This is a genomic window from Streptomyces sp. NPDC012508 (assembly GCF_042902595.1).
Classification (GTDB): Bacteria; Actinomycetota; Actinomycetes; order Streptomycetales; family Streptomycetaceae; genus Streptomyces.
This window is the reverse complement of record NZ_JBIBEO010000009.1, coordinates 420,039-441,220: the sequence shown is the minus strand read 5'-3', so window position 1 is coordinate 441,220 and position 21,182 is coordinate 420,039. Positions and strand designations below refer to the sequence as shown.

The following is a 21,182-nucleotide window of genomic DNA, read 5'->3' as shown; positions in this document are numbered from 1 at the left end:
CCCTCAGTCGTGCCGTCAGTCATCGAGTTCCCCCACTCACCCTCCGGTGGACAGGCCGGAGCGAGGCGCCGTCCCCAGGTGGATGCCGACCCGCTTGACCATCAGCGTCATCTCGTAGGCGACCTGGCCGACGTCCGAGTCGGCGTCCGCGAGGACGGCGAGGCAGCTGCCGTCGCCCGCCGCCGTGACGAAGAGGAACGCGTCCTCCAGTTCCACGACGGTCTGGCGGACCTTGCCCGCCTCGAAGTGACGGCCGACGCCCTTGGCGAGGCTGTGGAAGCCGGAGGCGACGGCGGCCAGGTGTTCGCCGTCCTCCCGGGTCAGATCGGCGGAGGCACCGGTGGCGAGTCCGTCGCTGGAGAGCACCAGGGCCTTGCGGATGGATCCGACCCGCTGGACCAGCTCGTCGAGGAGCCAGTTCAACTCGCCGTCGCCGTATCCGGAGGTGTGGGTTGCTGCGGCGTTCGGTGCGGTCATCGACCGTCCCCCTCGGGTGTCGTTCCTGGTGCTGTGGTCTCGGCGTTCTGCTGTCGTCCGCGCTGCCAGCCGCGTTGCATCGAAGCCATGCGGTTGCGCACTTCCTCGGCGTCTCGCTCGAAGTCTGCGGCGGCCGGGGCGCCGGAGCCGCCGGTCGCCTCGGAGTCGGGGCGGTCGCCCGTGTCGCGCAGCTGGGGCGCGAGGCTCGCCTGACGGACCCGGCGGGGCAGTCCGCCGAACGGCGCGGGGCCGTCCGGCGACACGCGCCCGGCGGGCGGTACGGGACCGGAACCGGTACCGGAACCGGTAGGCGGTACGGGACCCACCGGCGGTACGGCGCCGGCAGGCGGCGCCGGCGTGGCGGGCGGTACGGGCACCAGGGTGGGCGGGGTGCCCGGTGTCCCGGTGTCCGGGGTCGAGGTCGGGTGGGCGCGGCCCGGCTCGTCGACCCGGCGGCCGTGGTCGACGACGAGCGTCGGCGGTCGGCGCCGGGGCAGCGGTACGGGACCGCTCCGGTCGCGGGCCCGGTCGGGAGACTGGTCCGGCGCCTGCTGGTGCTGCTCGCCGCCCGGGGCGGGGGCGAGCCCTCGACGGTTGCCACGGGGCCGGAACAGACCCCCGCGCTCGCTCTCGGTGTCCTCCAGGTCCGCGGCCGACGGGCCGAGCAGTTCGTCGAAACCGGAGGCGCCGAGGGGCGCTTCGAGCTCGACGGGTCCGTCGAGGGGGACGTCGAGCGAGTCGTCGAGCGGTCCGTCCAGCAGCGAGGAGCCCGCGGAGCGCCGGGAGCCGCCGGCCGTGGACGCGCCGCCCGGCACCTTGGTGAGCGCGGGGCGGCGGCCCGGCTGGTCGCCGGCGCCGCTCGACCGGCCGTGGGGTCCGCGCTCCAGGGGCGGCCGGTCCGCGGACGCCCGGTCCAGACGGAAGCCCGCGCCCTCGGTCTCGGGGGCGTCGGTGAGCAGGGCTGCCGGGATGAAGACGACCGCGGTGGTCCCTCCGTACGGCGAGGGCTGGAGCGAGACCCGCACGTTCTGGCGCTGGGCGAGCCGGCTGACCACGAAGAGGCCGAGGCGGTCGGTGTCGGAGAGCTCGAACTCGGGTGTCTCGGCGAGCCGGAGGTTGGCGTCGAGCAGCAGGTCGGGGTTCATGCCGAGGCCGCGGTCGTGGATCTCCAGGGTGAAGCCGTTGGCGACCCGTTCGCCGAGGACCTGCACGGCGGTGTGCGGGGGCGAGAACACGGTGGCGTTCTCGAGGAGTTCGGCGATGAGGTGGGTGAGGTCGGCGACGGCGGGGCCGCCGACCCCGAGCCGGGGCAGTCGGCGTACCTCGATCCGCTCGTAGTCCTCGACCTCGGCGACCGCCGCGCGCACCACGTCCATCAGCTGGACGGGCTTGCGCCACTGGCGGGAGGGCGCTGCGCCGGAGAGGATCACCAGGCCTTCGGCGTGGCGGCGCATACGGGTGGTCATGTGGTCGAGGCGGAACAGATCGGCCAGTTCCTCGGTGTCCTCGGTGCGCCGTTCCATGGTGTCGAGGAGCGTCAACTGGCGGTGCAGCAGTACCTGGTTGCGGCGCGCGAGGTTGACGAAGACCTCCGAGACACCGCGGCGGAGTTCGGACTGCTTGACGGCGGCCTCGACGGCGGCCCGCTGGAGCGTGTTGAGGGCCTGACCGACCTGGCCGACCTCGTCGTCCTCGTACCGCAGATGCGGTACCTCCGTCTCGACGTCGACGAGCTCTCCGGCCGCGAGCCGGCGCATCACGCTGGGCAGGCGTACGCCGGAGACCTCCTGGGCCTCCTTGCGGAGCCGGCGCAGGTCGCGGACGAGGGCTCGGCCGATGCGGATGGAGACGACGACGGAGACGACCACGGCGAGGAAGCCGAGGACTCCGGCGACACCGGCCTTGAGCAGCACGCTGTAGGCGGCGGGCTGGACGCGGTCCTGGTAGCGGTCACCGGCCGCGGTGTTCTCCCGCGCGAGGTCGTCGAGGACCGGGGTCGCCCATTGCTCCCACCTGTCGGCGGTGACGACGCGCGGGTCCCGGGTGGGTCCCGCCGCGATCAGGTCCTCCTCGGCTCGGCGCAGCGTCTGGGTGCCGGGGCTGGCCCAGTACCTCTCGAACCTCTCGCGCTCGGCGGCGGGCAGGACTTCGAGGTTCATGTCGTAGAAGAGATCGCGCTGGGCGATGAGATCGGCGATCGCGCGGATCTCCTCTGCCGTGACGCGTTCGGAGATGAGCGCGGAGACGACCAGCGCGTCTTCGCGTGCGAGCATCTCGCGGCCGCGGACGACGCCGACGAGGGCGCGGCCCTGCTTGTCCATCTCGACGTTCTCGAGCGCGTGGAGGGTGGTGAGGAAGCTGTAGCAGGGGTCGACGAGGCGGTTGTAGAAGGTGAGGGCCTGGATCCGGTCGATGCTGCGGTTCTCCACGGAGCGGCGCAGCGCGTCCAGTCCGTCTAGCGCCGTGAGCAGGGAGTCGAGGCGCTGCGAGGCGACGGGCCGCATCTCGCTCCGTACGCCGGACTCGGCGGCGTTCCGCCGGATGACCGCGAGCTGACGGTCGGTCGCCTCGCGCTGGGTGCGCAGCGTGGTGAGGGCGTCCGAGGCGCGCGGATCGGCGAGGTAGACCAGCGACTGGCGGCGTTCCTTCTGCAGGACGCGCGCGGTGTCCTCGATCGGGTAGCCGACCTTGTCGACGATGTAGCCCACGTCGAGGAGTTGGTCGGCCTCGCGGCTGGTGAGGACGGTCGCGAAACCCCAGAGTCCGGTGAGGGAGATGAGCGGTACGAGCAGCAACGCCACGATCTTCCGGCGGATGGACTTCCCGCGAAAGCGCATGGCCTCCCCCAGTTCGGCCGGCCTCCGCCCGGCGCGGAGGTCCTCCCTTGCGACGCGCGGCGTCAACACACAGCGTCAACACATGGCGTCAACCATCAGCTTCAACAAACGGCGGCGCGAGCCTACTACTGCATCACAGCCAACTCGAAGGCGCATCCGGGCGATTTTCAGCCTCCCGAGTGAGCGTTGATCAGGAGATGTCCTGGTATTCGGGGAGTTGGGCTTCGGCGCTGTGGCGCAGGACACTCGGCTCCACGGTGTGGGCGACCTGCGGGGGATGGCTGGAAGTGTTCGTTCCGGTACGAAGGTGGGGAAACCTTTTGCCCTCGTCGAGCGTCATTGTGTGCGGGGAGGGGTGTGTCCGTGTAAAGCCACAAAAGACGGGCAGCCACCCCTGAGGACGTTCACCGGTGGGGAGTGACGAGACGATGGAGCACGAGGCGCGGTCCGCGCGGCAGTTGTGGGTGGAGGACGAGAAGGGTCGGCGCAGGTTGCCGGACCCCGTGCGTACCGCCGCCGTACGAGCCGTGATGATCACGTCGGTGACACTGATACAGGCGGTGGTGGCCTTCTTCTGCGCGGTCACGAGTTCGTGGCTCGCGTTTCCGATGCTGCTGACCACGGTCGGCAGTACGGTCGTGGCGACCTGGAGCGTGCTCGATGTGTGGGTGACGCGTCAGGTCTGGCGGCAGCGCAACGGTGTGGTGTCCGAGCCGAGCAGTGCGGTTCGTATGTCGCGGCGCGAGCGGCGCCGGGCCCAGAAGGCCACACGGGCGGCGGAGGCCGATCCCGGTCAGGGTGCCGCGGCGGTACGACGTGCGGAGGCGCCGGCGCTGTCCAACGCGGCCTGAGGCACGGACCGTGAACCACGGGGCCGCTGAGCGGGCCCCGGGCACGGGAGGACGGCGAACGGCCCGGACCCACCAGGGGTCCGGGCCGTTCGCCGTCCTCACTGCGTGACGGGTTCCTCCACCGAGGAGCGCCGGAACATCCGGGTCGCGGTGATCTCGCCGTGCACGGCCCCGTCCTCCGCGGTGGGCTGCGGAAGACCCGGGCGCAGATGCTCCTCCACGCTGATGTACTTCAGGCCCGCCCGCAGGTCCGCGTCGTTGCGCAACCGGATGACCAGGGGGAACTCTGCCAGCGCGGTCGTGTCGAAGAGTCCGGTCGTGTACAGCAGCTGGACGCCGAGGGCGTCCGAGACGGCCCGCTGAAGTTCGAGGAGGTACGTGGCGTTGGCGCGGCCGATCGGATTGTCCAGGAACAGCGTGCCCGCGTGGCGGTGCTTGTCGCGGCCCCGGTCGTTGGAGCGCAGCGCGGCCATCGTGCAGTAGAGCGCGATGGCGGCGGTGAGGAGCTGGCCGCCGGAGAAGACGTCGCCCATCTGTCCGACGGGTACGCGCTCGGCCCGCAGCACGGCGTCCGGCTTGAGGATCTCCACCGCGATGCCGCGTGGCTCCAGTGCCGCCTGAACGCCCCGCAGAAGCAGGGACATGCCGTCGCGGCGCAGGTCGGAGTTCTTCTTGACGGCGGCGCGGGTGGCCTCGTCGATGACCTCGCCCAGCCGCTCGGTGAGGGTCGCCTGGTCCGGCTCCTCGAAGCGGATGCGCAGGAACTCCTGGCCCGACCACTCGCCGAGCCCCTCGGGCAGCCGGGACAGCCGCTGCGCGGAGCGGAGCGTGGTCAGCGCGGACTCCACCAGGCCGCGCAGCCGGTCGACGATGGAGTCGCGGTTGCGCTCCAGCTGCTCCAGTTCGTCGGTGAGGACGCGGAGGCGGGGCGCGAAGGCCTCGGCCCACTTCGCGGCGTGCTCGGGGAGCGCGGCGGCGGGCAGTTCGCGGATCTGCTGGCGCGCGGGGGTGCGGACCTGCTCGTAGCGGGTCGAGTTGGCGTGCCGGACGAGGATGTCGCTCGCCTCGCGGACGGCCGCGTCGGCCGCGGAGAGCTCGGCGGAGCAGGCGCGCAGGGATCGGCGGGCCTCGGCGGCCGTCTGCCGGGCCTCCTCCAGCGTGCCTGGGTAGGTCTCGGGCCCGTCCTCCTCGTCCTCCGTGTGGTCACGAAGGAGGTCGCGCAGGAGCGCCGCGGACTCGTCGAAGCCGCCGGCCGCGCCCTCGGAGGCGCGGTGGGCCCGCAGGAGGCTCGCGTGCGCGGTGCGCGCGGCTTCCAGGGCGTCGCTGCGGGAGGCGAGTTCGGTGGTCGCGGTACGGAGCAGAGTCTGGGCCTGCTCGGCGTCGGCGGGGACCAGCTCCTCGGGGAGCTCGGTGTGCGACGCGCCGTCCTCGGGGGCCAGCCGCTCGGCCTCGCCGCGCAGCCGGCCGAGTTTCTCGCTCGCCTCGGACGCGCGGGTCTCCAGCATCTGGACGAGGGCCTCGGCGCGCGCGGCAGCGGCCTGGCGGGACGGGCCGTCGGCGCCGTCGGTCGACTCCAGGAGCTGCTCGGCGCGGGTGCGGACCTTGTTGGTGAGGCGGTCCAGCTCGGCGAGCGCCGCGGACTCGTCGCTCTCCGCGCGCGCCTGCTCGGCGCGGAGGTCGGCGCCGACGCCGACCTTCTCGTACAGCTGGGACGCGGCGCGGTACGCCTCGCGGAGGGTGGGGAGCGCGGTACGGGGCGCGGCCGGGTCCTCCTCGGGAAGCTGGTCGGGCGCCCCGGCGATCTCGGCGCGCTCGGCGCGCAGAGCCCGGGCGGTGCGGTGCGCGTCGTCGGCGGCCCGCTGGGCGGCCCGGCGGTCCTCGTCGGCGGCGCGGGCGCGTTCCAGACAGGTCTGGGCATGGGCCTCGGACTCGGCGGCGTCGTCGGCCAGTTCACGGAGCTTGGCCTGCCAGGCGGAACGCTCGCGCAGCCGGAAGGCGAGACCCGCGAGGGCGTCGGCGACCCGGCGGGCCCGCTGGGCGGCCTCCTGGCGCTCGTCCCGTACGCGAGCGGCGTCGGCGGCGGCCTCGTCGGCCTCGGCCCGTACCGTACGGGCTTCGGCGAGGGTCTCCGCCGCGGCCTCGGCGGTCTCGCGGGCGGTGGTGGCGACCGCGGCCAGCTCGGCGAGCATGCCGGGCGGGCAGTCGGCCCGCCAGGAGCCGATCCGGGCGGCGAGGGAGCGGTCGCCGGTGAGCCGGGCGGCGAGCGTACGGATCTCCTCGTCGCGCGCGGCGGCCCGGGCGCGCAGGGCGTGCCGCTCCTCGTCGGCGGCGTGCTCGTCGTGCATCGCCGGGTTCGGCGGGACGAGGAAGACGCCCTGGTCCTCGCCGGATTCCGGGCTCGGTACGGGCGCGAGGAGCGCGGCGGCCGTGCCGACGGCGACGGTGGAGCGCGGCAGCAGGGCGGCCGTGCTCAGCACCTCGCGGGCGCGGGTGTACGAGACGGGGTCGGTGATCACGACGCCGTCGACCAGCTCGGGGCGGGCGGCGAGGACGGCGGCGTGGTCGGCGGGGTCGACGGCCTGGGCGAGGTAGCGCCAGCCGGGGAGCGCCGGGATGCCCTGCTCACCGAGGTACTCGACGGTGGCGAGCACGTCCGGTCCTGGCGGAAGCAGTCCGCCGTCACCGAGCGCGCCGAGGATGCGGGAGTCGTCGGCGGCGGCGGTGCGCAGATCGAAGAGCTGGCGCTCGGCGGAGGCGATGGACTGGTCGAGCAGCCGGCGTAGTTCGTCGGCGTTCCGGTCGAACTCGGTGACGGTGAGCGGGCCGTGGGTCCCTTCGGGACCGGTCGACCCGGAGGGGCCGAACGTGGCACCGGGGGCGGCGTCCGCGTCGGTGCCGGGCTCGCTCGGGGCGTCCGCGCCCCGGGACCCACCTGCGGTCTGGTCCTCGGCGGCCGCGCCCGTGCCGGTCTCCCCCGCACGCTGGCCCGGCAGCGGGGTCGTCGGCCGGGGCGGCAGGCTCAGGAGTTCGGCGAGGCGGTCGTCGGTCGCTAGGGACTCGGCGGCGCGGCGCTCCGCGTCGTACGCGTTCTCGGCGGCCTCGGCGGCGTCCGTGGCGCGGGCCGCGGCGAGTTCGGCGCGGGACTCGGCCGCGGCGGCCTCGCGGGCGCGGTCGGCCGCGGCGCGGGCGACGTCGCGGGCCGCGTCCCAGGCGGCGACCGTGGTCTTCTCGGCGTCGCTCGCGGCGAGGGCCGCGCGGGCCGGGTCGGCGTCCGGGGCGGAGTCGTCGAGCCAGCCCGCCCGTACGGCCTCCGCGGTCTCCTGCTCGACCTCGGCTAGGCGCTGGCGCAGGTGTCCGGCCTCGCTGCGGGCGCGCTGGGCCTCGGTGGCAGCGACGGTGGCGTCGCGGTGGGCGGTCTCGCCGGTCTCCTGGAGGGCCGCCGAACGCTCCTCCTCCTCGGCGGCGTGACGCTCGCCGTCCTCCGCGGCGGCGTGCAGGGCCCGTACGAGATCGGCGGCGGCCTTGGCGCGGGCGGCGAGCGCAGGGGCGGCATCGCGCTCGGCATCGCGGATCGCGGCGGCCACGCGCGCGGAGCGGTCGCCCGCGGCCCGGTGGCGGAGCACGGCTTCGGCGGCCTGCCAGGCGGAGTGGAGCGTACGGGCGTCGGTGAGTTCGCGCCGCTGGGAGGCGGCGCCCTTCTCGGCGACGGTCAGGGCCAGGGAGGCGTGCCGGTAGGCCAGTTCGGCCGCGATGAGGGAGCTGCGGCCACGGCCCGTCTCGGCCTCGGAGACGGCGTGCGCGGCGGAGGTGACCTGCTGGGCGAGTTCGCCGGCGCGCGAGCGCTCCTCGGTGGCGCGGGCGGAGAGACGGCGGGCGAGCGTACGGGTGCGGCGCTCGGCCCCGGCGTGGATGTCACGCGCGCGTGCCCGGGTCTCGGCGGCCTCGACGATGCGGCCGAGGAGGTCGACGGAACCGGCGGTGAAGTCGCGTTCCGCGGTGAGCTCGGCACGCCGTCCGAGCTTGTTGCCGAAGCCGCTGACGAGGTCCGCGAGCCCGTCAGTGTCGCGGGTGTCCGTGACGGCCCGGAGCAGCAGGTCGGTGAAGTCGGAGTCCTTCTTGACCGCGAAGAGGCCGGCGGCCTCGCCCTCGTCGGCGTTCATCTCGCGCTGGTAGCGGAAGAGTTCGGGGTCGAGGCCCAGGTCGCCGAGGTGCTCGTTCCAGCGGTCGTGGATCTCCTCCCAGTAGACCTCCAGGTGCGGGTACGCCTTGCCCGCGTCCGTGAGGGCGTCCCGGAAGCCCTTCATGGTGCGCCGGCGGCCCTGCGCGCCGGACGCGCCCTCGACGGGCGGGCGGACGGACGTGGCCTCCGCGACGGGCAGGTTGTCCAGGCTCAGGCCCGGGCCGGGGCGGAAGGAGTACCAGGCCTCGGCGAACTTCCGCGGGTCGTTGGAGACCTGCCGTCCGCGCCACTCGCTGGCCTTGCCGACGACGACCAGCTCACCGGTGAGGGTGTGCTGCCACTCCAGGGCGACATGGCCGCAGTCGTCGGCGAGGAGGAACTTGCGCAGCACGCCGGAGCTGGCGCCGCCGAGGGTGTTGCGGTGGCCGGGGAGCATGACCGAGAAGATCAGCTTGAGCAGTACGGACTTGCCGCCGCCGTTCTCCAGGAAGAGCACGCCCGCGGGGGCGGGCCGGCGCGGCGGACCGACCGGCTCGTCCTCGAAGAACTCCGCCTGGGTGGGGGCGGGGTGGGGCACGGGCGCGCCGACTCCGCGCAGGTCCAGGACGGTGTCGGCGTAACGCGCACCGGCGGGACCGATGGAGTAGAGGCGGACCCGGGACAACTCGTACATGGCGGCGGACTCTCGTCGACTGGTTCTGTGATTACGCGGGGCGGTTACGCATGGAACGGGAGGCCGGCGTCGGCGGCGAGCTCCAGGTCGTCGCCGTCGGGCGGCGGCAGGAGGGTCGCGGAGCCGTCGCTGACCGGGACGACGCCGAGGTCGAGCAGCTCGGCCATGGCGGCGCTGCCGGCCATGTCGCGGACCTGGAGCTGGTAGCGGGCAGTGGTGCGGTAGGCGCCGCCCGCGTCGTCGCCGGTGCGCTGGAGGAAGCCCGAGTCGGTGAGGAAGGCGACGGCCTTGCCGACGATGCCGGTGGTGGAGCCGGCGAGACGACGGGCGTCCTTGGTGGCGCCGGTGGAGCTGCGGCGGGCGTAGATCCGCCAGGCGGCCTCCAGGCCGGGGGCGTCGGAGGCGGGGTCGGTGTTCTCGCCCTGCCGCTCGGCGCGCTCTTCGAGGCGGTGGCAGGCCTGGCGTACGAAAGCGTCGACGCCGTTCACGGTGAGGCGGCCGATGTACCCGTCGTCGGCGAGGTCCTCGGGCCGGGGGAACGCCATGGCGGCGACGGCAAGGTGGGCGAGACCGTGCAGGAAGCGGTCGGCGGAGTCGGTGGAGGCGCGGCGGGCGTAGTCGCCCATGCGGACGGCGAAGACGGAGTCCTCGCCGGCGGTGACGGCCATGCCCGCGCGCGGGGAGACCTCCAGGACGACGAGTCCGAGCCCGGTGGCGACGGCGTCGGCGAGGCGCGCGAAGGCGGGGTCCTCGCGGTAGCGGCGGAGCAGCTCGGTGTACTCCGCGTCCCGGGCGGGCAGCAGCTTGGGCTGCAGCCCGAACGAGACGAGCCGCGCGGCGTCGGCCGCGTCGGCGGGCGTGACGGGCGCGGCGACGGCGTGCGGTGCGGCAGCGGTGTGCGGTGCGGCAGCGGTGTGCGGGGGCTCCGGCTCGCTCCACGCGGCGGCGTGCTCGGCGTGGTGTTCGCTCACGGCTGGGGCTCCTCGGGACGGCTGGGGGTCGGTGGTGCGGTGGGTTCGGGGCGGGGCAGCGGCAGGCGCACGGGCGTCACGCTCACGGCGCGCCGCCGGGGCGGGGTCCGGACACCGGGCTCGGGCGCGCGGGCCGGGGCCAGCCGGACGGCGCGCACGTACGGGGCGGGGCTCCGCCGGCCGGTGGCGGGCGGGCATACGGCCACGGTCGGGTCAGGGTCCGGGGCGGAGGCCTCGCCCGGAAGCGTCCTCACGTCCGCGGAGGCCGCGTCCGGAAGTTCCCTCGCTTCCGCGGGAGCCTCGCCCGGAAGCGTCCTCACGTCCGCGGAGGCCGCGTCCGGGAGTTCCCTCGCTTCCGCGGGAGCCTCGCCCGGAAGCGTCCTCGCTTCCGCGGGGGTCTCCGCCGCGGGCGCGCCCTCAGGCAGCGCGTCCGGTGTCGAGTCGGGCGGTGGCCCGGGCAGCGCCTCGGGCCGCGGCGACCGGTCGGTGGTCATGAGGCCTCCGAGCGGTCCGCCGCCATACCCAGCGCGTCGAGGAGCGCCGTACCCACTATCAGGTCGGCGCCGCCGAACTCCGGGTCGTCGAGCTGCGTACCGTCGTCGACCGCGAAGAGCAGCCGCTCCTCGCCCTGGCGGTACGCCGTGCCGACCGGCGGGCTCGCCGCGTGGACGGCGAGGAGGGCGACCAGGTACGGGAGGTCCGGGTCGCGCAGACGGGCCTCGGCGAGCAGCCCGGAGAGCCGGCGCGGGGCGTCGTGCTCCAGGTCGAGCAGCTCCATCGCGCTCGCCAGCTGCTCCTCGCTGAAGCGGCTGTCGTCGGGAGTGGCGATCAGGTCCGGCTCGGGCATCTCCGCGCCGAGGTGCTCGCGCTCGACGGGCGGGGTGAGGAGCATCTCGACGAGGTCGCCGACGCGCACGGACGCCGGGGTGCGCAGGCCGGTGCCCCGGGCGAAGAACGCGTCCGTGACCCTGGTCGCCTGCTCGACGGGGAGCGGCAGGATGGGCGCGACCAGCTGCCCGTAGAGGTCTATGCCGGTGTACGAGGTGGGGGCGGCGAAGGCCTGCCGGTCCTGCTCCGCGCGGAAGAGCGGGCCCGCCTCGAGGAGCCGGGACTGGAGCTGGGTGTGGCGGCGGATGCAGTCCTTGACGATGTCGACGAGCTCGGCGGCGCGGCGCTTGTGCTCCGGGTCCTCGGCCTCGTCGCGGGCCTTGCGGATGTTGGTGAGGATCGCGTTCTCGTGGCGGTAGCGGTCGGCGACGTGGTCGAGCGCCTCGGCGATCATGTCCGGGACGGCCTGCAGCCAGTCCACCGCGCGTACGTTGCGCCGGGTCGCCTCCAGGGTCTTGCGGAGGGTCTCGGCGTACTGCACGGTCCGGTACCGCGCCTGCTCGGCGGCGAGCTGGGCGTCGGCGAGCCGGCCCCGGCTGATCAGGACCTCCAGCTTGACCTCGGCGGCGATCTGGGCGCTGGTGACGTCGGTGTCGAGAGCGCCGACGAGGACGTTGACGGCTTCGTCCGTCGTACGGAGATAGACCCCGCCGCCGTAGCCGGGGACCTCTTCGATCAGCTTGAAGTCGTAGTCGCGGCGGATGTAGACGCCGTCGGCGCCGAATGTGCCGTACACGGCGCGGAAGCCGCGGTCCACGCTGCCGACGTTGATCAGGTTCTCCAGGACCCAGCGGGCCACGCGCTCGTGCTCGGCGGCGGGGCGGGCGGGGGCCTGGGCGCCGACGCGGGGCAGGAGGCGGGCGACGATCTGCTCGTGGTCGGCGCCCGTGTCGAAGTCCATGTTGAGTGTGACGAGGTCGATGGCGGCGAGGGCGACCTCGGCCATCGCGTAGACCGAGTACTCGCCGGCCAGGTTCGCCTTGCGCGTGTCCAGGTCGTGCAGCGGGGCCGTGCACGCGAGCGCGCGAAGTCGCCGCGCGAGCCCTTCGTCGGCGGCCGGGCCCTGCGCGGGCCGCGGCCCCGCGCTGAGCTGGGGCGGAACGAAGTCCGTCGAGGCAGGCGAAGTCACGGTGCACAGATTAGGTCCTCGAACTGACAACGGTCGAAACGGCGCAGATGCGACCCCGCCGGCCGGCGGGACGTGGTAGCGCGCGGCGACCCACGGGGACACGAGCCCGCTCAGGCGTCCGGGCGCTCCGGCTGCTCGACCGCCTTGGCGTACGCCTCGACGATCCGAGTGCGGGAGTCGTCGAGGTAGCGGGCCAGGAGGCGTTCCGCCGTCCCGCGTTCACCGGCGTGCAAGGCGTCCAGAATTTCCCGGTTTCGTATGAGATAAGGCTCGTGGAGACCTCGGGCGTCGTCCACGGTGTGGAAGGCGAGGCGGAGTTCGGCGAGGACGCTCCGCATCAGCTCGTCGGTGCGCGCGCTGCCGGCCAGGGCGACCAGTTCCCGGTGGAAGTGGATGTTCGCGGTGGAGACGCCCTTCCAGTCCTCCGCACGCGCCGCCTCCACGCCCTCCTCGACCGCCGCGACGAGACCGTCCAGGGCGTAGGGCGGCTGCCCCAGGCCGCGGACGACGGCACATTCGACGAGGCGGCGGGTGCGGTAGATGTCGGCGACGTCCTCGACGGCCAGGACCCGGACGAAGACGCCCCGGTTGAGCTCGTGGACGAGCAGCCGTTCGTGGGTCAGCAGGCGGAACGCCTCGCGCAGTGTGTTCCGGGACACACCGAGCGCGCCGCCGATGCTGTCCTCGGAGAGCCGGGTGCCGGGCAGGAAGAAGCCCTCGGCGATCCGGGTGCGCAGGATGTCCGCGACCCTCTCCGCCGTGCTGGTCCGCCCGAGCAGCGCCCGGTCGTCCGCGAGTCCGCCGATTCCGCCCACCGCGCCTCGATTCATTCGTCGTCCGCGGCCGAGTCAATACCAGGTCCTGCGCGGAAACAAGAACGTGACGACATACCTCTTGTCGGATCGTTGAACGATCCCCTACGTTGACGACACCGCACGGTCCTCGAGTACGTCACTCAGCACGCCTCCTCCCCCTCCGCGAGGTGCACATGAGCACGGCACAGACCAAGCAGCACACCCAGGGCGAACGGCCCGACGGCACGGGCGCGTTCGCCTGGCTGCGGGCCCTCGGGCCGCGCGGCCGGCGCGCCTTCGGCGGCGCGTTCGGCGGATACGCCCTGGATTCCTACGACTTCTTCACGCTGCCGCTCTCGATGGTGGCCATCGCCGCCTACTTCAGTCTGGACAAGGGTCAGACCGGTCTGCTGACCACGGTCACCCTGGTCGTCTCGGCGATCGGCGGCGCGCTGGCCGGCATCCTGGCGGACCGTATCGGCCGCGTGAAGGCGCTGATGATCACCGTGATCACCTATGCGCTCTTCACCGTCCTCTGCGGCTTCGCGCCCAACTACGAGACGCTGATGGTCTTCCGCGCCCTCCAGGGCCTCGGCTTCGGCGGCGAGTGGGCGGTCGGCGCGATCCTGGTCGCCGAGTACGCCTCGGCCAGGCACCGCGGCCGTACGCTCGGCGGCATCCAGAGCGCGTGGGCGGTCGGCTGGGCGCTCGCGGTGATCGTGTACACCCTGGTCTTCGCGTTCGTCGACGCCGACCTGGCGTGGCGGGTCATGTTCTGGACCGGCGCCCTGCCCGCGCTGCTCGTCGTCTACGTCCGGCGGAACGTCGAGGACGCCCCGCAGGCGGCCGAGATCCGGCGCTCCGCGACCGGACGCGGCTCGTTCGCCGCCATCTTCAAGCCGGACCTGCTGCGCACGACGCTCTTCGCGGTGCTGCTGTCGACCGGCGTCCAGGGCGGCTACTACACCCTCGCCACCTGGGTCCCGACCTTCCTGAAGACCGAGCGGGGGCTGACGGTCGTCGGAACCGGCGGCTATCTGACGTTCCTGATCTCCGGGGCCTTCATCGGTTATCTGACCGGGGGCTACCTCACGGACGTCCTCGGCAGGAAGAAGAACATCGCGCTCTTCGCCGCCCTTTCGGCGCTCTCCGTCCTCGCGTACACGAACATCCCCTCCGGGGCGAACACGCTCCTCCTCGTGCTCGGCTTCCCGCTCGGCTTCTGCATGTCGGCGATCTTCAGCGGCTTCGGCTCCTTCCTCGCCGAGCTGTACCCGACGGCGGTACGGGGCACGGGGCAGGGCTTCACGTACAACACCGGCCGCGCGGTGGGCGCGGTCTTCCCGACCCTGGTGGGCTTCCTCGCCGAGAGCTGGGGTGTCGGCGGCGCGCTGGTCTTCGGGGCCATCGGCTACGGCCTCGCGGTTATCGCCCTGCTCGGCCTCCCGGAGACCCGCGGCCGGGAACTCGTATGACACCGGCGGCCCGCATGCACCGGGCCGCCGGGGAAGAAAGGAACGGCCATGACCTGGGCCTCGATCGACCTCAACGCCGACCTCGGAGAGGGCTTCGGCCGCTGGACGCTCACCGACGACGAGGAGCTGCTCACCGTCGTCACCAGCGCCAACGTGGCCTGCGGCTTCCATGCCGGGGACGCGGTCACCATGCGCCGCGTCTGCGAACTGGCGGCCGCGCGGGGCGTACGGATCGGTGCCCAGGTCTCGTACCGCGATCTGGCCGGGTTCGGGCGCCGCTCGATGGACGTCCCGGCGGACGAGCTGGCGGCCGAGGTCGCGTACCAGATCGGTGCGCTGGACGTCTTCGCCCGCGCGGCAGGTTCGCGGGTCTCCTACGTCAAACCCCATGGCGCGCTCTACAACCGGGTGGTCCGCGACGAGGAGCAGGCGGCGGCGGTCGTCGACGGGGTACTTCTCGCGGGCGGCGGGCTGCCCGTGCTCGGCCTGCCCGGCTCCCGGCTCCACGAGACGGCCGCGAAGGCCGGGCTGCCGGTGGTCGCCGAGGCCTTCGGCGACCGGGCGTACACGGCGGACGGCTCCCTGCTGCCACGGGGGCAGGAGGGGGCGGTCGTCACCGATCCGGCGGAGGTCGTCGAACGGTCGGTCTCCATGGCCCGGTTCGGGGTCGTGACCGCGCACTGCGGGACGTCCGTCGCCGTGCGGGCGCGCTCGCTCTGCCTGCACGGGGACACCCCGGGCGCGGTGGGCCTCGCCCGGCGGGTGCGGGCCGAGCTGGAGGCGACCGGAGTCAGGGTCGAGGCGTTCGCGTGAAGGCGCGGCGCGTGTTCCGGGTGGGCGAACGGGCTCTGCTCGTCGAGTTGGGGAGCGGCACGGAGACCGAGGCGTTCCACGCCGAGCTGCTGCGCCGGCGCGCGGGCGGTGCGCTGCCTTCCGTACGGGAGATCGTCCCGGCGGCGCGGACGGTGCTGCTCGACGGGGTCGACGCTCCGGACCTGGTGGCGGACCAGTTGCGGGAGTGGACGATTCCGCCGCTTCACGCGCGCGTGGAGCGGGCCGTGGAGGTACCGGTCCGCTACGACGGTCCTGATCTGGCGGATGTCGCCGCGCTCTGGGGGGTGTCCGTGGAGACGGCGGTTCGGATCCACTCGGCCACCGAGTTCCGGGTCGCGTTCTGCGGGTTCGCGCCGGGCTTCGGCTATCTGACCGGTCTCGGCGAGCCGTACCAGGTGCCGCGCCGGGCCACCCCGCGCACGTCCGTCCCGGCCGGTTCGGTCGCGCTCGCGGGGCCGTACACGGGCGTGTATCCCCGCTCCTCCCCGGGTGGCTGGCAGTTGATCGGCTCCACGGACGCCGTGCTCTGGGACGCGGCGCGTGAGCCCGCCGCGCTGCTGGCGCCCGGCGCCCTGGTGCGTTTCGTGGTGGAGAGCCGGTGACCGATCGTGCTTTCGCCGTCGTACGGGCCGGAGCGCTGACCACCGTCCAGGACCTCGGGCGGTCCGGGCACGCGCATCTGGGCGTGCCCCGCTCGGGGGCGCTGGATCCCGGCGCGGCGCGACTGGTGAACCGTCTGCTGGGCAATCCGGAGGGCGCTGCGGTCCTGGAGACCACGGTCGTGGGGTGCGCGGTGCGGCCCCGGTGCGCGGTCACCGTCGCCGTGGGCGGCGCGCCGTGCCCGGTCACCGTCGACGGACGGCCGGTCGCCTGGGGCGCGGCCGTACGGGTGCCGGCGGGCGCGCTCCTCGACATCGGGGCGGCCACCCACGGCCTGCGGGCGTACGTGGGGTTCGGCGGCGGGATCGCCGTCGAACCCGTCCTCGGAAGCCGCTCCACCGACCTGCTGTCCGGACTCGGCCCGGCGCCGCTGGCGGACGGGGCCGTGCTGCCGCTGGGAGCGGAACCGGCCGTACGGGGGCCGCTCGACGCCCCTCCCTGGCCGGGCCCGTCGGACGAACTCGTCCTGCGGGTCCGGCTGGGGCCGCGCGACGACTGGTTCACCGAGGGGGCGCTCCGCACCCTGGCCACGCGCGCGTACCGGGTGTCCGCCGCCTCCAACCGCATCGGCCTGCGGACCGAGGGACCGCCCCTGGAGCGGGCGATCACGGCCGAACTCCCCAGCGAGGGCATGGTCCTGGGCGCGGTGCAGGTGCCCCCGGACGGGCGGCCCGTGGTCTTCCTCGCCGACCATCCGACCACCGGCGGCTATCCGGTGGTGGCGGTGGTCCGGGAGGCCGACCTGGCCGCGGCCGCGCAGGCCGCGCCGGGGACGGTGGTGCGCTTCGTGCCGGCGGGCTGAGGGGACGGCGCCGGTTCAGGGCGTGCCGAACCCTCCGCCGCCCGGGGTCCGCAGGATCAGGACGTCGTCCGGACCGACGTCGGTGGTGTCGACCCCGTCGAGGTGCTCGACGGTGCCGTCGGCGCGCTGGACCTGGTTCTCCCCGAGCGCCCCCGGATCCCCGTGCGCCATGCCGTACGGCGGGATCCGGCGGTGGCCCGTCAGCAGGGCCACGGTCATCGGTTCGAGGAAGCGGATCCGGCGTTCGACGCCCTGCCCTCCGCGCCATCGGCCGCGCCCTCCGCTGTCCTGCCGCAGCGCGAAGGAGTCCACCCGGACCGGGTAGCGCCACTCCAGGATCTCGGGGTCGGTGAGCCGGGAGTTGGTCATGTGGGTCTGGACGGCGTCGGCCCCGTCGAAGCCGTCACCCGCGCCCGAGCCGCTCGCCACCGTCTCGTAGTACTGCACGCGCGCGTTGCCGAAGGTGAGGTTGTTCATCGTGCCCGAGCCCTCGGCCTGGACGCCCAGGGCCGCGTAGAGGGCGCCGGTGACCGCCTGGGACGTCTCCACGTTTCCGGCGACGGTCGCGGCCGGGTAGGAGGGCGCGAGCATGGAGCCGGGCGGCACGCGGACCTCCAACGGCTCCAGGCAGCCGCTGTTGAGAGGGATGTCGTCGTCGACGAGGGTGCGGAAGACGTACAGCACGGCCGCCGTCACGACGGAGGTGGGCGCGTTGGCGTTGCCGTCCTGCTGGGGTGACGTGCCGGTGAAGTCGATGACGGCGGAGCGCCGTTCGCGGTCGACGCGGACCGCCACCTGGATGACGGCGCCGCTGTCCGTCTCGTATCGGTACGAACCGTCCCGCAGACCGGCGACGATCCGCCGGACGGACTCCTCCGCGTTGGCACGCACGTGCCGCATGTAGGCGTGGACGACGTCGAGCCCGAACTGTTCGACCATTTTGCGCAGTTCCTCGACGCCCTTCTCGTTGGCGGCGATCTGGGCGCGGAGGTCGGCGAGGTTGGTGTCCGGGTCGCGGGACGGGTAGGGGGCCCCGGTGAGGAGCGCGCGCGTCTCCTCCTCGCGCAGCCGGCCGTCCCGTACGAGCAGCCAGTTGTCGAAGAGGACGCCCTCCTCGTCGACGGTCCGGCTGAAGGCGGGCATGGAGCCGGGAGTGATGCCGCCGATCTCGGCGTGGTGGCCGCGTGAGGCGACGAGGAAGAGCAGCCGGTCGCCGGAGTCGGCGAAGACCGGGGTCACCACGGTCACGTCCGGCAGGTGGGTGCCGCCGTGGTACGGGTCGTTGATCGCGTAGACGTCGCCCGGGCGCAGGGAGTCACCACCGCGCCGCAGGACCTCCTTGATGGACTCCCCCATGGAGCCGAGGTGGACCGGGATGTGGGGCGCGTTGGCGATGAGGTTGCCCTCGGGGTCGAACAGGGCGCAGGAGAAGTCGAGTCGCTCCTTGATGTTGACGGAGTGAGCGGTGTTCTCCAGGCGTACGCCCATCTGCTCGGCGATCGCCATGAAGAGGTTGTTGAAGACCTCCAGGAGGACCGGGTCGACGTCCGTGCCGACCGCCACGCGCGCGGGGCGAGGTGTCGCACGGGTCAGGACGAGGTGTCCGCCGTCACCGGCCGCGGCCCGCCAGCCCGCGTCGACGACGGTGGTGGCGTCGGCCTCGGCGAGGATCGCCGGTCCCGTGACGGTGTCGCCCGGCCGCAGGTCCTCCCGGCGGTGGAGGGGGGTGTCGGCGGCGGCGTGACCGCTGTACATCCGTACGGTCGCCCGGGGCGCGAGTTCGGCGGGGCGTTCCCCGGTGGGCTCGCCCGCCTCGACGGCCACGGGACCGTGGGGCCCGGCGAGTCCCACGGCCTCGACGGAGACGGCCTCGACGACCAGGGGCCGGTCCATGGTGAAGGCGTACCGCGTGCGGTGGACGGCCGTGAACGCCTCGCGCATCTCCTCGGCGGGGGCGAGGTCCACCTGGAGGCTCGCGTCGGTGCCGGCGTAGCGCAGCAGCACGCGCGCGTGGGTGGTGATCGCGGAGTCGGGCAGTCCGTCGGCGCGCAGCTCCTCCGTGGTGCGCTCGGCGAGTTCGTCGCAGAGCCCCGTCACACGCGCGTGCGTCCCCTCCACGTCGAGTTCGGCCTCGACGGACTGTTCGCGCATGGCCGTGGCGTCGGCGAGCCCGATGCCGTACGCGGAGAGGACACCGGCCAGCGGCGGTACGAGGACGGTGTCGACGCCCAGGGCGTCGGCGACGGCGCAGGCGTGCTGGCCGCCCGCGCCGCCGAAACTGGTGAGTGCATAGCGGGTGACGTCGTGGCCGCGCTGGACGGAGATCTTCTTGACCGCGTTGGCCATGCTGAGTACGGCGATCTCCAGGAATCCCGCGGCGACCTCCTCGGGGGTGCGGCCGCCGCCGATGTCCTCGGCGAGGGCGGTGAACTTCTCCCGTACGACGTCCGCGTCCAGCGGCTGGTCGCCGTCAGGGCCGAAGACGGCGGGGAAGTGGTCGGGCTGGACCCGGCCGAGCATCAGGTTGGCGTCGGTGACGGTCAGCGGGCCGCCGCGGCGGTAGCAGGCGGGGCCGGGGACGGCGCCCGCGGAGTCGGGGCCGACGCGGTAGCGCTGGCCGTCGTAGTGCAGGACGGAGCCGCCGCCCGCGGCGACGGTGTGGATGTTCATCATCGGGGCGCGCATTCGTACACCCGCGACCTGTGTACCCAGTTCACGCTCGAACTCGCCCGCGTAGTGGGACACATCGGTGGAGGTGCCGCCCATGTCGAAGCCGATGACCCGGTCGAACCCCGCCTGCCCCGCGGTACGGGCCATGCCGACGACGCCGCCGGCCGGTCCCGAGAGAACGGCGTCCTTGCCACGGAAGTGGGCGGCCTCCCGCAGGCCGCCGTTGGACTGCATGAACATCAGCCGGATCCCGGCGAGTTCGCGGGCCACCTCGTCGACGTAGCGGCGCAGGATCGGGGAGAGATAGGCGTCGACGACGGTGGTGTCGCCGCGGGGCACGAGCTTGATCAGCGGGCTGACCTCGTGGGAGCAGCTGACCTGGGTGAAGCCGAGGGCGCGTGCGCGGTCGGCGATCCGGCTCTCGTGCTCGGGGCTGCGGTAGCCGTGCATGAGGACGACGGCGGCGGAGCGGTAACCGTCGCGGTGCGCGGCCCGCAACTCCTCGGCGACGGCGTCCTCGTCGAGCGGCCGCACCACCCGGCCCTGGGCGTCGACCCGCTCGGGGACCTCGATGACGCGCTCGTAGACGGCCTCGGGGAGCACGATGTGGCGGTCGAAGAGCCGGGGCCGGTTCTGGTAGGCGATCCGCAGGGCGTCGCGGAAGCCCTCGGTGACGAGGAGGACCGTCGGCTCGCCGCGCCGCTCCAGGAGGGCGTTGGTGGCGACGGTCGTACCCATCTTCACGACGGCGACCCGGTCGGGGGGCACCGGCTCGTCGGGGCCGAGCCCGAGGAGGAGGCGGATCCCGGCGACGGCCGCGTCGTGGGGGCGGGCGGGGTCGTGGGAGAGGATCTTGCGGGTGACCAGCCGCCCGTCGGGCCGCCGGCCCACGACGTCGGTGAAGGTGCCGCCACGGTCGATCCAGAACTCCCAGCGCCCTGTCATTCCCCCATTGTGGCCACCGTGGCGTCCAGGGACACGGCCGCGAGCGCGGCGGCCAGGGCGTGTTCGGCCCGCCGGTCGAGCCGGGCGTCGGTGCCGCCCGCCCAGTGCCGCAGCTCCGAGCCCGCCAGGTGCAGCAGCTGGGGCAGGAGGTCGTGGCAGCGCCGGAGCACCCATCCGGTGCCGGCGGTGGCGAGCCAGAGCACCGCCTCCGTCCGGGTGGGCGGAGGCTGCTCGGGATCGGGCGAGGGCGCGGTGCCGTGGGCGAGGCCCCGGTCGGCGAGGAGCGCGTGGAACCGCGCGGCGATCGCCCGATGGCCGCGCTCGCCGGGGTGGAGGCGGTCGGCGCTCCACAGGGCCCGGTCGTCGGTCCAGGCGCTGTCGTCGAGGTGGAGGTGGACGGCGTCGTACCGGGCGGAGAGCGCGTGGACCAGGGTGTTGACGGCCTTCTGGCGCCTGGCGAGCGGGCGGGCGAGCGGCGGCGGGAGGCCGAGCATCCGGCCGGGGTCGGGGAGGCACGCGGTGAGGATGACGGCTCCGCTCGCAGTGAGGTCCGCACAGACCCCGTCGAGCCGGCGGGCGAGCTGTTCGATGTCGAAGGTGTGGCGCAGCGTGTCGTTGACGCCGACGACGACGGAGGCGAGGTGCGGGCGGAACGCCACGGCCTCGGGTGCCTGTCGCTCGGCGACCTCCCGGCTCTGGGCGCCGCTGACGGCGAAGTTACGGAAATCGAGCCGCCGGCCGGGTCCCGCGAGCCCGGTGGCGAGCAGAGCGGCCCAGCCGCGCCAGGTGCCGTCGACGCGGTCGCCGACGCCCTCGCTGAGAGAGTCCCCGAGGACGGCGAAGCGGAGCGGAGCGGGCACGAGCACGGCGGCCGACGCGGGGGTCACGGGGCCGGCACCGGGTTCGCGACGGGGCTCGGGGATGGCGTTCAGGCGCGCGGGTCGGGTCTCGGGGAGGATGGCGGGGGCGGGATCGGCGATGGGAGCCGATGTCAGG

At 73.9% G+C, this 21,182-nt stretch carries 14 protein-coding genes; 5 read left to right on the top strand and 9 right to left on the bottom strand.

The features are described 5' to 3' along the window. Nucleotides 1–36 precede the first annotated feature (36 nt). Both ACFY8U_RS30040 and ACFY8U_RS30035 read right to left on the bottom strand, forming a co-directional pair. Entirely contained in the window at nucleotides 37–477 is a 441-nt protein-coding gene (locus ACFY8U_RS30040; RefSeq protein ID WP_389575392.1) for a roadblock/LC7 domain-containing protein, read from the bottom strand. Further along, nucleotides 474–3,314: a nitrate- and nitrite sensing domain-containing protein gene (locus tag ACFY8U_RS30035; RefSeq protein ID WP_389575391.1), complete on the bottom strand. Its 2,841-nt coding sequence runs from the start codon at nucleotides 3,312–3,314 to the stop codon at nucleotides 474–476. The genes ACFY8U_RS30040 and ACFY8U_RS30035 overlap by 4 nt, the downstream gene beginning before the upstream one ends. Before the next feature lie 428 nt (nucleotides 3,315–3,742). Here ACFY8U_RS30035 and ACFY8U_RS30030 point away from each other — a divergent pair, with 428 nt between their 5' ends. After that, nucleotides 3,743–4,165, top strand: a complete 423-nt coding sequence (locus ACFY8U_RS30030; protein WP_389575421.1) for a hypothetical protein — start codon at nucleotides 3,743–3,745, stop codon at nucleotides 4,163–4,165. Nucleotides 4,166–4,263: 98 nt separating this feature from the next. Here the strand turns inward: ACFY8U_RS30030 and ACFY8U_RS30025 are convergent, their stop codons facing one another. The 5 genes from ACFY8U_RS30025 to ACFY8U_RS30005 form a co-directional block, all read right to left on the bottom strand. After that, a complete protein-coding gene (locus ACFY8U_RS30025) occupies nucleotides 4,264–9,018 on the bottom strand; it encodes a hypothetical protein (RefSeq protein ID WP_389575390.1) in 4,755 nt (1,584 codons plus the stop codon). A gap of 44 nt (nucleotides 9,019–9,062) precedes the next feature. Then, a complete protein-coding gene (locus tag ACFY8U_RS30020; protein WP_389575389.1) occupies nucleotides 9,063–9,989 on the bottom strand; it encodes a hypothetical protein in 927 nt (308 codons plus the stop codon). After that, nucleotides 9,986–10,483: a hypothetical protein gene (locus ACFY8U_RS30015; RefSeq protein ID WP_389575388.1), complete on the bottom strand. Its 498-nt coding sequence runs from the start codon at nucleotides 10,481–10,483 to the stop codon at nucleotides 9,986–9,988. The genes ACFY8U_RS30020 and ACFY8U_RS30015 overlap by 4 nt, the downstream gene beginning before the upstream one ends. Continuing rightward, complete coding sequence (locus tag ACFY8U_RS30010) at nucleotides 10,480–12,006, bottom strand: hypothetical protein (RefSeq protein ID WP_389575387.1); 1,527 nt, start codon at nucleotides 12,004–12,006, stop codon at nucleotides 10,480–10,482. Before ACFY8U_RS30010 ends, ACFY8U_RS30015 begins: the two co-directional genes overlap by 4 nt. 110 nt (nucleotides 12,007–12,116) lie before the next feature. Then, the gene (locus ACFY8U_RS30005) at nucleotides 12,117–12,836 is read right to left on the bottom strand and encodes a GntR family transcriptional regulator (protein ID WP_389575386.1); all 720 of its coding nucleotides are present in this window, start codon (nucleotides 12,834–12,836) and stop codon (nucleotides 12,117–12,119) included. Nucleotides 12,837–12,994: 158 nt separating this feature from the next. Between ACFY8U_RS30005 and ACFY8U_RS30000 the strand changes: the two genes are divergently transcribed. The 4 genes from ACFY8U_RS30000 to ACFY8U_RS29985 are packed head-to-tail and all read left to right on the top strand — an operon-like array spanning nucleotide 12,995 to nucleotide 16,571. Then, nucleotides 12,995–14,275, top strand: a complete 1,281-nt coding sequence (locus ACFY8U_RS30000) for an MFS transporter (RefSeq protein ID WP_389575385.1) — start codon at nucleotides 12,995–12,997, stop codon at nucleotides 14,273–14,275. Between the two features lie 48 nt (nucleotides 14,276–14,323). Continuing rightward, nucleotides 14,324–15,088, top strand: coding sequence for a LamB/YcsF family protein (locus ACFY8U_RS29995; protein WP_389575384.1), 765 nt, complete (start codon nucleotides 14,324–14,326; stop codon nucleotides 15,086–15,088). Further along, complete coding sequence (gene pxpB, locus ACFY8U_RS29990) at nucleotides 15,085–15,711, top strand: 5-oxoprolinase subunit PxpB (RefSeq protein WP_389575383.1); 627 nt, start codon at nucleotides 15,085–15,087, stop codon at nucleotides 15,709–15,711. Before ACFY8U_RS29995 ends, pxpB begins: the two co-directional genes overlap by 4 nt. Further along, complete coding sequence (locus tag ACFY8U_RS29985; protein WP_389575382.1) at nucleotides 15,708–16,571, top strand: biotin-dependent carboxyltransferase family protein; 864 nt, start codon at nucleotides 15,708–15,710, stop codon at nucleotides 16,569–16,571. The genes pxpB and ACFY8U_RS29985 overlap by 4 nt, the downstream gene beginning before the upstream one ends. A 15-nt stretch (nucleotides 16,572–16,586) precedes the next feature. On the opposite strand, the gene ACFY8U_RS29980 is transcribed toward ACFY8U_RS29985, so the two are convergent. Continuing rightward, on the bottom strand, nucleotides 16,587–20,186 hold the full coding sequence (locus ACFY8U_RS29980) for a hydantoinase B/oxoprolinase family protein (protein ID WP_389575381.1): 3,600 nt from the start codon (nucleotides 20,184–20,186) through the stop codon (nucleotides 16,587–16,589). Further along, complete coding sequence (locus ACFY8U_RS29975) at nucleotides 20,183–21,073, bottom strand: SGNH/GDSL hydrolase family protein (protein ID WP_389575380.1); 891 nt, start codon at nucleotides 21,071–21,073, stop codon at nucleotides 20,183–20,185. The genes ACFY8U_RS29980 and ACFY8U_RS29975 overlap by 4 nt, the downstream gene beginning before the upstream one ends. Between the last annotated feature and the right edge of the window lie 109 nt (nucleotides 21,074–21,182).

What these genes read in the sequence shown, in the direction of transcription:
- ACFY8U_RS30030 (WP_389575421.1), top strand. Translation starts at nt 3,743, where the DNA reads ATGGAGCACGAGGCGCGGTCCGCGCGGCAGTTGTGGGTGGAGGACGAG.
- ACFY8U_RS29980 (WP_389575381.1), bottom strand. Translation starts at nt 20,186, where the DNA reads ATGACAGGGCGCTGGGAGTTCTGGATCGACCGTGGCGGCACCTTCACC.
- ACFY8U_RS30025 (WP_389575390.1), bottom strand. Translation starts at nt 9,018, where the DNA reads ATGTACGAGTTGTCCCGGGTCCGCCTCTACTCCATCGGTCCCGCCGGT.
- ACFY8U_RS30035 (WP_389575391.1), bottom strand. Translation starts at nt 3,314, where the DNA reads ATGCGCTTTCGCGGGAAGTCCATCCGCCGGAAGATCGTGGCGTTGCTG.
- ACFY8U_RS30000 (WP_389575385.1), top strand. Translation starts at nt 12,995, where the DNA reads ATGAGCACGGCACAGACCAAGCAGCACACCCAGGGCGAACGGCCCGAC.
- ACFY8U_RS29995 (WP_389575384.1), top strand. Translation starts at nt 14,324, where the DNA reads ATGACCTGGGCCTCGATCGACCTCAACGCCGACCTCGGAGAGGGCTTC.
- ACFY8U_RS30040 (WP_389575392.1), bottom strand. Translation starts at nt 477, where the DNA reads ATGACCGCACCGAACGCCGCAGCAACCCACACCTCCGGATACGGCGAC.
- ACFY8U_RS30005 (WP_389575386.1), bottom strand. Translation starts at nt 12,836, where the DNA reads ATGAATCGAGGCGCGGTGGGCGGAATCGGCGGACTCGCGGACGACCGG.
- ACFY8U_RS30015 (WP_389575388.1), bottom strand. Translation starts at nt 10,483, where the DNA reads ATGACCACCGACCGGTCGCCGCGGCCCGAGGCGCTGCCCGGGCCACCG.